The organism is Corynebacterium striatum (assembly GCF_016728105.1).
Taxonomy (GTDB): domain Bacteria; phylum Actinomycetota; class Actinomycetes; order Mycobacteriales; family Mycobacteriaceae; genus Corynebacterium; species Corynebacterium striatum.
This window is the reverse complement of the sequence record NZ_CP068158.1, coordinates 1,392,807-1,405,609: the sequence shown is the minus strand read 5'-3', so window position 1 is coordinate 1,405,609 and position 12,803 is coordinate 1,392,807. Positions and strand designations below refer to the sequence as shown.

The window sequence follows — 12,803 nt, the reverse complement described above, 5'->3', positions numbered from 1 at the left end:
GCATGCTAGAAGTCTCAATCAAGGGCGATTCCATTAAGCTCGGCCAGTTCATCAAGCTGGCCTCCCTCGTGGCTACCGGCGGTGAAGCCAAAGAGCTCATCGCGCAAGGCGAGGTCCAGGTCAATGGGGAAGTGGTGACCCAGCGCGGCGCCACCCTGCACCCCGGCGACGAGGTGAGCATCGCTGGCACTTCTGCCCGCGTGGCCGCCGCAGATGACGATGATGATGACTACTTTGACGAAGCCACCGCAGACGACGACTTCGATCCCGAGAAGTGGAGGAACATGTAATGCCCGCTTTCGAAGCTGAAGTAGGCATGCCCTACTGGATCGACCTGACCACCTCCGAGCCACGCCAGTCCGTGAACTTCTACGAGCAGGTGCTGGGCTGGGAGATCGAGTCCGCGACCGAATACCGCATCGGCCGTATCCAGGGCCTGCCGATTGCTGGTTTCATTCCGCAGCCTGAGCAGGCCACCATGCCGGATACGTGGGTGACCTACTTCCTCAGCAAGGACATCGACGGCGACTGCGCCCGTGCCGAGCAGCTTGGCGGCCGCGTGTTGGTGCCGGCAACGCAGGTGCAGCTGGGCCACATGGCGCTGCTTGTCGACGTCGCCGGTGGCATGTTCGGCCTCATCCAACCGGCTGGCGCAGACCAATTCATCGCGGGCGGCGAGCCCGGAACCCCGGTGTGGCACGAGCTGACCGCCACTACGAGCTTCGCTGAGGTCCGCGACTTCTACGGCAACCTGTTCAACTGGGAAGTGCGCGGCAACGACTCCTACGCCACCGCGGAAGAAGACGGCGCTCCTTTCGCCGGCTTCTGGAACGCCGAAGGCCAGTTCCCGCCGCAGGTGCCAAGCTTCTGGCAGACCTACCTGGGCGTGCGCGACCTAGAGGCCGCTGCTGCCAAGGCCGTGGAGCTAGGCGGCGAGGTCATCCGCGAGCCGTGGGATTCTCCCTTTGGCCGCCTGTGCCTGTTGGCCGATTCCACCGGCGCCACCGTCACCTTGGCCGAAGTCGAGGACGCTCCCGAGGAGGAGCCGCGCGAGTCGGACGACGTTCTCAACCTCGACTTTTAGATGAAAGACGAGGTAGATGAAGTAGCGGAGGTCGTTCGGCGCATTCCGGCCGGCAACGTCTCTACCTACGGAGAAGTGGGCAAGGTAGTGGGCGTGGGTGCTCGCTACGTCGGCTGGGTCATGAAGAAGGCCGAGTCCGTGCCGTGGTGGCGCGTGGTGCGCGCCGACGGCACCTCGCACGCGCCTGAGCGCTCAATCCCACGCTGGGAAGCCGAAGGAATTACTCATAAAGACGGCCGCGTAAACATGCGCCGCCATGGTTTAGATGCCCGAGACTTGGAAGGGCTGATCGGTTGAGAGCTTGGTTCTTCCTCTTGCTGGCTGTGGTGCCAGCATGCATCACGCTGTAAGTGGTGTCCTCCCGCGCGAACTTGTTGCCGCGATAGACCAGGTAGATGTTCAGTGGGTAGAGCACCAGCCCCACCAGCACGTATTGAACCGGTATCAGCGTGGTGTTTTCCGGCAGGTAGTTCCAGCAAAAGTGCAGGCCAAAGGCTAGCAAAAGGAAACCAAAGATGGAGCCCAGGCGCCACCACACTGTCTTGTTCGCGCTGAACAGCGCCCAGCCTATTCCCCAACCCGCCAGCGCGGTGAACAAGATGTGCAGCGCCGGACCCGCGATGAGGCGCACGCCCCACATCTGAAACATTCCGGTCCAGTCAGAAAGCGGGTGCATCGTGCCGCCGACGACGCTGTACAACACGTTCTCGAGGGTCTCAAAGCCTAAGCCCACTGTGGCGCCCACGACCCAGCCGTGCCACGGCCGGTTGAGCTGCCGGAATGACAAAAGAATGAAGAAGACTCCGGCGGCCTTGGAAATCTCCTCCGGGTAGGCACCCGCCCACGACATCGTGGCGGCCTGCCACCCAAAGGATGACGCCAGCGTCATCAGCGGAGTAGAGGAGAGCAAAACCATGCCCACCGCGGTGCCGCCACCCCACAGGAGCGCCGCCCAGACCCATCCGCGCGCCGGGAACATGGGGCTTAGGCGAAGCAAAAAGAGGACGAGGGCCACGTAGGCGCCGCCGATGAGCACGCTGGGTACCACCAAAGCAGGAGCAATCAGCAGGTAGCTGATTAGGTTAACCATGATGCTCACTATGCCCAGAGACAGTAGTACCCACAGCGAGTTGCGGAAGAGTTTGCTCATGATGCCACTACTCCCGTCTCCGCTTTCACCGGCAGCTCGCGGTGTCCAAAGGCCTGCCAGATAAGTTCCGCGGCGTGGGTGAAATCGCCGCCGGTGAGCACCACGATGTAGTCAAAGTCAGTAAAGTCGCCCTCCCCGTTGCGGGAGAGGACGATTGCGTCGGCGGGGGCGTCGTAAAGCGCGAGTGCGTCGCCCTCCCTGTGGATCTTTGCTGTGGAAACTTCGCCGTAAGCATAGCCGCGGACGGCGCGACGCATCGCCACCTCCTCGTCGACACCGTCGAGGCCCTCAGTGCTGACCACCTGCACGAGCGTCGCACCGCAGTCCCAGGCCTGGTTCGCCATGGTCTCCGAATTAGGCGTGCAACGCAGACCCGGGACCTCAATGGTCCAGTTTTCATCCTCGCTGAAACTTGTTGCCGCAGAATCAAGCACCACCTCCTCGGTCTTCGGCTCGGGCGGGGTCACCGTTGCTGCGATAAGCGTGGGGATGACGAGCATTATCAGCACGAAGCTAACGACCGCGAGAAAATATCCGCGGAGTCGTGCTGGTGGGAACCGATAAGTTGGCATAGTCCACACCTTAACCGGATTGATTCGCCTAGAGTGGCTGGCATGAAAGATCTCTACCAATTTGTCAATGGACCTTGGCTGAACTCCCACGTCATCCCCGACGACCGCGGCGTTGACGGCACCTTCCACAACCTGCGTGACGAGGCGGAAGAACTCGTCCACGAGATTGTTAAAAATGACACGGGGCGCCCAGGCGCACTCTACGCCTCGCATCTTGATACCGAGGGCGTAAATGGTGCAGGCATGGCGCCTATCGACGCCGACCTCGACCGCCTCACCGCAGCCGACCCGCGAGAGCTGGCACAGCACCTGGGTGAGCTGGAGCGCGAAGGTGTCGGTGCGCCCGTGACCTTCTGGGTGGAAAAGGACTCCGGTTCCGAGGAAGCGGTGGCCTACATTATCCAGTCTGGCCTGGGCCTGCCGGACGAGGCTTATTACCGCGAGGAGGCACACGCGGAGACGCTGGCTGCCTACGAGCAGCACGTGGCGCAGATGTTGGGTTTCCTCGACCCGGCCCGCCTCTTTGGTCTAGGCGCGGAGGTGGCTGCAAAGCGCATCGTGGCGCTAGAGACCGAGCTGGCCGCGGGCCATTGGGACGTCGTGTCCACCCGCGATGCCGTGAAGACCTACAACCCAATGGAATTTAGCGAGCTGCCTGCGCTCGTGCGCGCCATCCTCGCAGGCAGCGGCCTGTCCGAGAGCCGCGTGGTCAACATGATGCCTTCCTACCTTGAGCACTTCGAGGAGCTCTTCACCGCAGACCGCATGGCGGACTGGCAGCTGTGGGGCACCTGGCACATCCTGCTGTCCCGCGCGCCTTACCTGCCGGAAGAAGTGGGCAAGAAGAACTTCGAGTTCTACGGCACTCGCCTTTCAGGTGCTACCACTCAGCGTGACCGCTGGAAGCGCGCCGTGGGCCTGGCGGAGTCCCTGGTGGGCCAGGAGATTGGCAAGGTCTTTGTGGACCAGCACTTCCCGCCAGCCTCCAAGGCGGAGATGGACACCTTGGTGGACTACCTCACGGCCGCTTACCGCGAGCGCATCTCGCAGCTGGAGTGGATGACTCCCGCTACCCGCGAGCGTGCCTTGGAGAAGCTCTCCCAGTTCAAGGCCAAGATTGGTTACCCAGACAAGTGGCGTGACTACTCCGATCTGAGCTTCAGCTCTGAGGGCAAGGACCTCGTGGCCAACGTCCGCGCGGGCAACGCGTGGGCGCACGACTTCGAGCTGCGCAAGATTGGCAAGCCAGCGGACCGCGACGAGTGGTTCTCCACCCCGCAGACGGTCAACGCTTTCTATAACCCGGTGGTCAACGACATCACCTTCCCGGCCGCCATCCTGCGCCCGCCTTTCTTTGTCCCTTCCGCTGAGGGCGGCGACGTATCCGAGAACTTCGGCGCAATCGGCGCAGTCATCGGCCACGAGATTGGCCACGGCTTCGATGACCAGGGCTCGCAGTACGACGGCCAGGGCAACCTCAACTCCTGGTGGACCGACGAGGACCGCGCCGCATTTGAGCAGCTCACCGCAAAGCTGGTGGGTCAGTTCGACGGCCGTATCCCGTCCGTGTTGGAAGGCGTTGAGGGCGTGGCAGGCGTCAACGGCAACTTCACCCTGGGTGAGAACATCGGTGACCTGGGTGGACTGGGCATCGCCGTGGTGGCTTACAAGAATTACTGCGCGGACCACGGCCTCGACATCAACGGTCAGGTTGCGTCCTTCGAGGTGGAGGACGCGGAGCCTGCGCTTTACGACGCCGAGTACTCCGGGCTCCAGCGCCTCTTCCTGTCCTGGGCGCGCGTGTGGCGCACGGCCATCCGCCCAGAGATGGCCACGCAGTATTTGGCCATCGACCCACACTCCCCAGCAGAGTTCCGCTGCAACCTCATTGCAGCGAACATTGCGGAGTTCTACGAGGCTTTTGACGTAGACACGGATTCGCCGTTTTACCTGGTCCCGGAAGACCGCGTCACAATCTGGTGATGCGTGCCCATTCTTGGATGACTACCTTCGTCATGGCCGCCATGGTAGCGGTAACCTCGGTCTCATGACTGACAAGCAGGAGAACCCGGAAACCCAAGCCGACCAAGCAGGTCAATCGGACCAAGTTTGGGAGATTGGTGGCCAAGACCGTCAGCTGAGCGAGGAAGAGCAGCTCGACCAGCTCTATTCCTACATGCAGGTCCACTACCCGTTGCCGGACTTCCGCCCGCCGTGGGCTGGTGGCGGTTCGCCGGATGCGGATCGCTACTGCGCACTGCTGCCGGATCGCATCACGCAGGCTTCCATGATGGTCTTGGGCACCGCAGTGGACCACTCGCTGCCTGGCACCAAGTTCACCGACGGCATCACTCAGCGTGACACTGAGGTCGGCGCCATCTTCGAGCCCACTGCGCCGAATGGCAAGTGGGCAGTCTCCCTCCACTCCGGCGGCTGGTGGCGCGGTGACGGCAACGCGCTGGAGATGCAGTGGCGCCCCGAAGTCGCCGCCGCAGCGCAGTTGTCGGGCACCACCATCATCGACGTGGACTACCCGCTCGCGCCTGAACACACCGTGGCTGACATGGTGGAATCCGTCAACAAGGCCATCGCTTATGCCCGCGAACAAGGTGCGGCTTCCGTGACCGTGTGGGGCTACTCCTCGGGCGGCTCCTTGGCTGCACTCGCGCCCGCCGATGCACTGCTGCTCACGTTCCCCGACTTCGCTGCGCTTTCCAATCTCCCCGATGAGATCCGCGCCGGCTACGAGCTGCCCACCGAGTATCCGCGCACACTCGTCCAGACTGCGGTGCAAGACGAAATCGCCGAGCGAGTCACCATCCCTGGCGCTGAGACCGCCGACTACGTCTCGACCCACCGCATCTCCACCCCAGCAGTGGCCCGCCAGCGAATCATGGACACCGCGGACTTCCTGCGCTCCGTCTAAGCTGCCTGGTTTTAGCGTTTAGCGGTTTGGTCCCATTGGTTGGATCCCCTTGGGGGTAAAGCTACCCAATGGGGCATCCCGCATGGCTTCGTTACTCGTAAAGGGACCATTAGAGGGGGACCCAACCAGGGAAACCAAACTGAATTGAGGTCAGCCTGACCACTGCCGGCAAAAGTTCCCGCGATTCGAAAGGATCACAAGAAAAACTTTATCGGGAACTATTGCTAATAATGTCGCGACTATTCACCCATGAGTATTTCCAATCATGGCGCAATGTCGCGCTTACACAAGACAGCCGGTGTCCTCATAGCGCCGTTCCTCATCGTTGCGGCGCTGAGCGGGTTCTTCTACGCCTTGGCCCCCAGCATCGAGTCGGTGGTGTACAAGAAGGAGATCGTGGCGTCAGGAAGCGCTGAAGCACACAGCCTCGACGAGCAGATCGCAGCAGCCCAGAAGGTGCATCCAGACCTACAAGTCAGCAAGGTCCAAGCTTTTGAAGAGGGTAAAACCACCCGCGTGCTCTTCGCGGATGACGCACTGAAATCATCCAGCTACGCCCACGCAGTGTTCGTGGACCCCGCCACGCTCGAAATCAAGGGGGACCTCGTGCAGTATGGCTCCTCCCGCGCGTTGCCGTTGCGCAGCTGGCTCTCCGAGGGGCACCGCCGCCTCTGGCTTGGCGACGCCGGCCGCATCTACTCCGAGCTCGCCGCCTCATGGCTGGGCGCACTGGCGATCATGGGCATCTACCTGTGGTTCAAGCGGCGTCGGAAAGCGGGCAAGATGCTCACCCTGCACTCCAAGATCGGCGCGTGGCTGCTGCCCGGCTTCGTGTTCCTCACCATCACTGGCCTAACCTGGTCCTTGGTTGCTGGTGAAAACATCTCTACCCTGCGCGAGAAGATGGACTGGATGCAGCCCAAGCCCGCAGCAACCGCCGCCGCGGACCCGCATGCCGAGCATCATCACCATATGGACATGACGGGGGACATGAACGTGATGGGCGCCGCAGATGCGTTGGCGGCCGCGCGTTCGGCAGGGTTGACCGGAATTCTCGACATGACGCCGCCTTCCGCGGAGAAGCCGGCGTGGACCGTCACTGAGGCACGCCAAGATTACAAGCTGAGCTACGATGCCATCGCTGTCGACCCGCACACTGGCGAAGTGGTGGACCGCGTGGACTTTAAGGACTGGCCGCTCATGGCCAAGGCGGTCCCATGGCTCATTCAGCTGCACATGGGCACCTTGTTCGGAATCTACAACCAGGTTGCGCTCGCGCTTCTCGCGCTGGGCCTGTTGGCGGTCAGCGTCATGGGCCTGTGGATGTGGTTTAGTCGCCCGAAGCGCGCGCTCCAGCACCTGAAGCTCTCTCCAGCGTTGGTCGTGGGCGCGGTGCTGTATTCCATCATCGCTCCGCTCTTTGGCGCATCCCTGGTGCTGTTCTTCCTCGTGGATTGGGCAGTGCAGCGCGCTAAGAAGGCGAAACAGGCCAAGCCACGCGAAACCCAAGAAGGGGAAAGCATCAAGCAACCTGTCTAGAACGATTGCCATAAGGAAAGGAGAGGGAGGACCACCTGGTCCTCCCTCTCTCGTACTCGCTGGGTGCTAATACCCGCTGGGTACTATTACGCGCTGGGTGCTATTACGCACTGGGTGCTTTCGCACCCAGCCTTATTTCTTCTCAGAGCCCTCCGGGCGAATCTTCATCTCGGATTGCTTCCACAGGCCGGAGCGAGAAATCACCTCATGGTCGATCTGCGCCTCGACAGGTGCCTCGCCCTTAGAGTTGGTGCGCAGCTCGTACTTTTCGATTGCGCCCCAGTCTCGAGCCCAATCATTGTTGAGGTAGCTCGGAATCTCGTAGGAGTAGTTGACTGCCTCAGCCGTGGCCATCGCGCCACCGCCCGAGAAGGACTGGAAGTCAGTCAAGGACGTCTGCGCCGCAGCATCCGGCAGGATGCGGTATTCCGGAATCTCCGTCACGCCCGCATAGTGGTCGAACGTGCGCTGGCACGGGAACTGAAGGGCAACGGACCAGTCCAGCAACGCCGGCGTCTCAGAAGAGAACTGTGAGTTGATGGTGGCCAGCTCCGGCACACGCGGTGGCGTGAATGCCAACCAGTCGTCCTCATCAGTGGAGTCGTCCTTAGCCACCAAGCGAACGACGTTAGCGTCTTCCGGCAGGTCAGCCAGCGGGATGCGCAAGTTGCGCCACTTCGGGGTTGCACCGACGTCGGAAAGCTCAGCCTCGCCCGTGTTGGAGACCTTGCCATCCTTGTAAGTGGCGTACTCGAGCTTGAGCTCCATGCCGTCCTGCTCGATGCCGTTGACGTCGTGGTGGTAGATGTTGCCCGCCGCGGACACCGCGAGGATCGGGGTGTTCTCCGTGGCCTTCGGCAGGTTGTACCACTGGGTGGTTACCGTCGCCGTGGAGCGCTGGCTCTCGTCATACGAGCCCAGCACCGGTACCTTGTTGTAGTCCAGGTTGAACGGCAGGTGGCGGGTCGAGCCGTTGACGCCCTTGGTCTCACGGACGCCGCCGGACTGCTCGTTCGCGGACTTCTCGCTGTTTTGCTCCTCCGTCGCGGCGTCGGCAGAGTCAGCATTTTCCGCCTGGTTCGTGGCGGTGTTCGCAATTGCGCCAACCGACGCCGAGTTCAGGTTCTCCGGCTCGATGGACTCAGGGATGTTGTTCGGGGCGAAGCCGATGGAATCCTCGTCTGGGTCCTCCAACGAATCCTTGAACTCGCCCTTGACCGGGGTGAGGAAGGCGTCGTTGGTGTTGGTCTCGACCAAGGTGGCGTCGGCAAGAGAGCACACGTTGCCCTTCAAGGACGCGAGGTTGCCCTTGCCCACTGAGTAAGCATCTCCCTGTGAGGCATAAGCCTTGGCGAAGGATGCGCACGAAAAGGCCACAATGAGCGCGCAGGCCAGCGCCAGCGGTGCAGACATGATGCCGGCCCAGCGCGATACCTTCGCTGCGGCTTGGGCGGTGAACTCCTCGACGCGGCCTTCTTCCTCGGCCTTGCTCTTGCGGTAGCTGTGGATCATGGCTTGGACCACGCCGACGGCAAGGACCACCAAGCCAATAAACAGCAGCACAGTGTTGGCCTCAATGGCCTTGTACTGCACAGTACGGTCCCACCACGGGATGCCGAAGGAGGAGACGTACCACCATGCATTCCAGCCAGCCATGGAGATGGCGAGCAAGAAGATGACGGAGGCCAGCGCAAAGGTACGCGCACGCGGGGAGCGCATCGCGATCTGCGAGAGAACCACCGAGCCCAGCGCAGCGATGACGCCTGCAACGCCCGCGTAGATGCCGAAGTGGTGCGTCCACTTGGTCGGCGTGAACATCAGGAAGAAGGTGCTCAAAGCCACGATGAGCAGCAGGCGCTGGGTAGGGCCTACCTCGGCGCCGACCACGCGGCGGTTCTTGATGAAGGCGTAGATGATGAGCGCTAAGCAGAAGATCATGGTGAACATCGCGAAGCGGCGGGTCATCGAGCCGTCCACTGACTGCTGGAAGAGCGTGGTGTAGCGGACGTACTCCGAGTACCACGGCAGCGATGGGCCCACCTCAGAGCGCACGCGCGTGGACTCCATGACGGATGCCAAGGTCTGGTCGCCGAATGCCGCGACCATGATGGCCGTGCCGGAAGCGAGGAAAGGCGCAATCATGGCGAGCCAGCCCACGTGCGGGGCGCGCTCGGCCATGAAGGCGAAGAGCTTCGGCAAGGAGATCAAGAAGACACCGACGGCGAACAGGCCCGTGGGGCCCGCGCCCAGGGTCAAGGTTGCGGCGATGGTGCCCACGGCTGCTGGCAGTAGGCGGCGGGTGGCAATAGAGCGCTCGAAGGAAGCCCAGGTAACCATCATGCCCAGTGCCACGATGGGCTCCGGGCGGGTGCCGTTGTTGTACGGCAGCCAGAAGGCCAGGAACATAAACGCCGCGGTCCAGTGCGCCACGCGGCGGCCGTTAACTAGGTCGCCGAAGCGCGGCAGAATCTCGCGCGAGAGAATGAACCAGACGATGAATGCGGAGGTGAGCGCAGGCAGACGCACGAACATTGACGTGCTGGAAATCTCCGACAAGAAGGCCACGAGGTCGTAATAAGGGGAGCCGAAAGGGGCCTCAGGTACGCCGTACCAGCGGTAGTAGTTAGCCATGTAAGAGGCGTGGCCCGAGACACGACCCATGGTCAGGATGAAGCCGTCGTCAGAGGTGTTTGAGCCAAAGATGTGCCAGAAGGCGAGGATGGCGGCGACGACGCCGTCGAGCGGACGGATCTGCTTCCAGGTTTCCGGCATGAAGGAGAGCTTGCGGCCATCCAGGCGGTCAATTCGCCACAAACAGAACAGGCTCACGATGGTCATCGCGATGCCCAGCCACATGGCGATCTGCTTGATTAGCGAAGGCGAGGAAGTAAAGCGCGAGTTGATGTCCACGTGGATGTTGAGGCCATCGGCCACCAACGCGGAAGCATCGCTCTCTTCGAGCTCGGTATAGACGCCGGTGACCTGCGGGCGAACATCGTCCTCAGTAGTCTTTTTGTGCTTACCCACGGAGACGGTGGTGCCGTCACCAGAGGCGTCGATCTTGAGGACGGCGTCGTCAGGCAGCGCCGCAACTTCCTTCGGGCTCAGGGCAAGTAGGACCTCGTCGAGGGAAACCACGGAAAGACCCTGATCACCCACGCGCACGAACATGCCGCGGTTCGAGGCCTTGGTGGACTCAGGCGGCACGGTTCCGTAGAGCAGATCCTGGCCCTCGCGCAGCTTGTCGACGGCGCTGAGCGGGATGTCCGCTTTAATATCCTCCGGAGCCACGGAGATGAGTGGCGCGTTGATTGACTGCAGCGAGTTGTTCTGCGGCCAGTCGAAGGAAGACTGGGTCTGATTGACCGGCAGCAGCGGAGTAGCCACAAAACAGATAAAGCCAATCAGGCCGGCGATGATAGCGGTTAGCCGGAGCGAACGCGGGGCGTCCGCAAAGGCTAAGCGGGATTTTTCGATATTGGTGAGGCTAACTGACACGGCGATCAGTTTACGGCACGCCTCCTATTTAATGAGAACGCACCGCCACCACAAACGGGCCAACCTGCTCGGTGTCCCAGCCCTTTTTGAATACGTCAGGGTTAAAGAAGACCGCGCGGTAACGCACATTCGGCTGGTTCGGATAGATGTCTTCAGCCAGGTGGATCTTGTAGCCGTCGCCTGGTTCCTCGATGCTGCCGCGGAAGATGACAACATCTGGCCCACGCCAGCGCGCGGAGTCGAGAGACTTGATGAATTGCTGCGGGGTCTGGTTCCAAGAGTCGCGGCCCCAGGCTTCAATCTGCTCATTACGCGAGCTGAATTCACCAAGCGGGTTGGCGTAGTTGCTGGTGAAGGCATTAAAACCGAGGTAAGGATTGTAGGCCATGAAGAGCTTCTCATCGGTCATCACCACGGTCTGGTTCGGTACGTAGCCATGAGAGTCGATGTATTCGCGGATCTTGATGTAGTTCATCGAAGAGTCGCTTGCGAAGCGGTCGGCGCGCTCGCCGTTACCGTCGGTGTCGGTGTAGGCATGATCCAGCGCCGACTCGTTTTTCTCTGGGATCTGCTGGGCGTAGTAGACGCCGCCTAGCGCAACGATGATGGCGAAGGCCGCGGTGATGCGCTTGTTCGTGCTATCGCTGAAGCGCGCCGGGTAAATGTTGGGGATTCCCATGCGGCGGATTTCGGCCAAGCCAAGAATACCTGCGGTGGCAAAGAGGATGACGATGATGCTCTCTAGGCGGAAGCCCAGCAGGGTAGTACCGACAAGCGTAACGACCATGGACAAGACGACCCAGAGGTATGCGCCTATGGTGGCGATGCCCAGCGCGCGAATGGCGGAGTCTTCCAGACGCATCGTCATGTACACCAAGCCAATCAGGCACAGCAGGCCAATGATGCTCAAGGAGAGGAATGGCACCGGGATCTGGGTGCCTTCTTCCGGCAGGTAATGCTGGGCGGTGGATTCCAGAGGTGCCTTAGAGGTCATCGCGGCTATGAGGTATGGGCCCCATGCAATGGCTGCGATGGCCATAGAGCCCACACCGATGACCACCAGATGCAGGATAGGGCGCAGCTGGCGGTCATAAATGGCGGTGACCACGGCGATGAGGGAAACAATGGTCAGTGCGACCGCACCAGTGAACAACGTGTAGAAACATGCGGAGACGCCCAGGTAAAGCATGATCCCCACCGTGGAGAACCAAGAACCCTTGAACGCGTGGGAAGAAAGAACAGCGACGGCTGGAACGCCCATGGCGATGACGGCGGAATAAGGCTCTTCAGCGTTGACCGTGAGAGTGATCGCTGTGGTGGCCAAAGCGATTGCGGTTGCCACTGGCAAGGAACCAACAAGACGCTGCCAGATCGGAACTAGGATGCAGCCGCATACCGCGAGGGAGACTAGCGCCCACGGTTGGAAGACCTCCCAACCAGGCATGTTGAGCAGGTTGGCCAGGCGGCCACCCAGCCAGAACCAGCCCATTGGGTAAAAGGTGGGAAGCCCCTCGTAGTTCATGTCGGCGTAGCCCATTTGGTCCGTAGAACGCGTGAGGAATTGGGTACGGAAGACCTGGTCTACTTGGACGCCGTCGAGCCACAGCTTGGAGGCAGAAAGCGGCAGGCCGATTGCAGAAAGAACAAGCAGAGCAGGGGAGATATAGCAGGCTGCGTGGGTTAGCCATACGCGCCAGGTGGGGCGGGAGACCTTTTCCTGGTAGGTGTCATAAATCCACCACACGCAGAGGAAGCCCACGACGCCGAGGGTGAGCACGGTACCCACTGTGCTGAGCGCGCGGGTGACCATGGAGGTGCTGAATGCTGGCAAGGAGATGGTCTTGAAAGCATAAAAACCAATAAGTGCGACGACTGCCCCTCCAAGGGCAGACGCCGCTGTGCCCAGCAGCGTCGACTTTCTAGAAAGTTCGTCGACGTTGTAGTCCGTAGTACGGGCAATGTCGGTGCGCACGGGTTGCATTGTTGCTGGGCTAGTCATGCACACTAGTTTCCCATACTCGAGGGAATTGCAGG

Annotated in this window: 10 protein-coding genes; 6 read left to right on the top strand and 4 right to left on the bottom strand. The window is 61.3% G+C overall.

The window, feature by feature from the left end:
• The first annotated feature begins 2 nt into the window (after positions 1-2).
• From I6I72_RS06610 to I6I72_RS06600, 3 genes are read left to right on the top strand one after another with little or no spacing between them, the layout of a single operon-like run.
• On the top strand, positions 3-290 hold the full coding sequence (locus tag I6I72_RS06610; RefSeq protein WP_005530492.1) for an RNA-binding S4 domain-containing protein: 288 nt from the start codon (positions 3-5) through the stop codon (positions 288-290).
• Positions 290-1,084, top strand: a complete 795-nt coding sequence (locus I6I72_RS06605) for a VOC family protein (protein ID WP_049145508.1) — start codon at positions 290-292, stop codon at positions 1,082-1,084. Before I6I72_RS06610 ends, I6I72_RS06605 begins: the two co-directional genes overlap by 1 nt.
• Entirely contained in the window at positions 1,085-1,381 is a 297-nt protein-coding gene (locus tag I6I72_RS06600; RefSeq protein WP_049151551.1) for an MGMT family protein, read from the top strand.
• On the opposite strand, the gene I6I72_RS06595 is transcribed toward I6I72_RS06600, so the two are convergent.
• Positions 1,305-2,234 carry a PrsW family intramembrane metalloprotease gene (locus tag I6I72_RS06595; RefSeq protein ID WP_049145505.1) on the bottom strand — a complete coding sequence of 310 codons (930 nt, stop codon included), beginning with the start codon at positions 2,232-2,234 and terminating at the stop codon, positions 1,305-1,307. The two genes, I6I72_RS06600 and I6I72_RS06595, sit on opposite strands and share 77 nt — an antisense overlap.
• Entirely contained in the window at positions 2,231-2,806 is a 576-nt protein-coding gene (locus I6I72_RS06590) for a hypothetical protein (RefSeq protein WP_049062333.1), read from the bottom strand. The genes I6I72_RS06595 and I6I72_RS06590 overlap by 4 nt, the downstream gene beginning before the upstream one ends.
• Positions 2,807-2,848: 42 nt before the next feature.
• Between I6I72_RS06590 and I6I72_RS06585 the strand changes: the two genes are divergently transcribed.
• The 3 genes from I6I72_RS06585 (at position 2,849) to I6I72_RS06575 (ending at position 7,271) form a co-directional block, all read left to right on the top strand.
• A complete protein-coding gene (locus I6I72_RS06585; protein ID WP_049145503.1) occupies positions 2,849-4,789 on the top strand; it encodes a M13 family metallopeptidase in 1,941 nt (646 codons plus the stop codon).
• A 64-nt stretch (positions 4,790-4,853) separates the two neighbouring features.
• Entirely contained in the window at positions 4,854-5,732 is an 879-nt protein-coding gene (locus I6I72_RS06580) for an alpha/beta hydrolase (protein ID WP_201807759.1), read from the top strand.
• Between the two features lie 249 nt (positions 5,733-5,981).
• A complete protein-coding gene (locus tag I6I72_RS06575; protein ID WP_236592686.1) occupies positions 5,982-7,271 on the top strand; it encodes a PepSY-associated TM helix domain-containing protein in 1,290 nt (429 codons plus the stop codon).
• 132 nt (positions 7,272-7,403) lie between these two features.
• On the opposite strand, the gene I6I72_RS06570 is transcribed toward I6I72_RS06575, so the two are convergent.
• Together I6I72_RS06570 and I6I72_RS06565 are read right to left on the bottom strand one after the other, a co-directional pair.
• Positions 7,404-10,769: an arabinosyltransferase domain-containing protein gene (locus I6I72_RS06570; RefSeq protein WP_201807750.1), complete on the bottom strand. Its 3,366-nt coding sequence runs from the start codon at positions 10,767-10,769 to the stop codon at positions 7,404-7,406.
• Between the two features lie 28 nt (positions 10,770-10,797).
• Entirely contained in the window at positions 10,798-12,768 is a 1,971-nt protein-coding gene (locus I6I72_RS06565; RefSeq protein ID WP_049145498.1) for a galactan 5-O-arabinofuranosyltransferase, read from the bottom strand.
• Positions 12,769-12,803 lie beyond the last annotated feature (35 nt).

Bases quoted from the DNA above. Each gene is read 5' to 3' on its own strand.
- I6I72_RS06565 (WP_049145498.1), bottom strand. From the start codon at position 12,768: ATGACTAGCCCAGCAACAATGCAACCCGTGCGCACCGACATTGCCCGT.
- I6I72_RS06585 (WP_049145503.1), top strand. From the start codon at position 2,849: ATGAAAGATCTCTACCAATTTGTCAATGGACCTTGGCTGAACTCCCAC.
- I6I72_RS06605 (WP_049145508.1), top strand. From the start codon at position 290: ATGCCCGCTTTCGAAGCTGAAGTAGGCATGCCCTACTGGATCGACCTG.
- I6I72_RS06610 (WP_005530492.1), top strand. From the start codon at position 3: ATGCTAGAAGTCTCAATCAAGGGCGATTCCATTAAGCTCGGCCAGTTC.
- I6I72_RS06590 (WP_049062333.1), bottom strand. From the start codon at position 2,806: ATGCCAACTTATCGGTTCCCACCAGCACGACTCCGCGGATATTTTCTC.
- I6I72_RS06595 (WP_049145505.1), bottom strand. From the start codon at position 2,234: ATGAGCAAACTCTTCCGCAACTCGCTGTGGGTACTACTGTCTCTGGGC.
- I6I72_RS06600 (WP_049151551.1), top strand. From the start codon at position 1,085: ATGAAAGACGAGGTAGATGAAGTAGCGGAGGTCGTTCGGCGCATTCCG.
- I6I72_RS06575 (WP_236592686.1), top strand. From the start codon at position 5,982: ATGAGTATTTCCAATCATGGCGCAATGTCGCGCTTACACAAGACAGCC.
- I6I72_RS06580 (WP_201807759.1), top strand. From the start codon at position 4,854: ATGACTGACAAGCAGGAGAACCCGGAAACCCAAGCCGACCAAGCAGGT.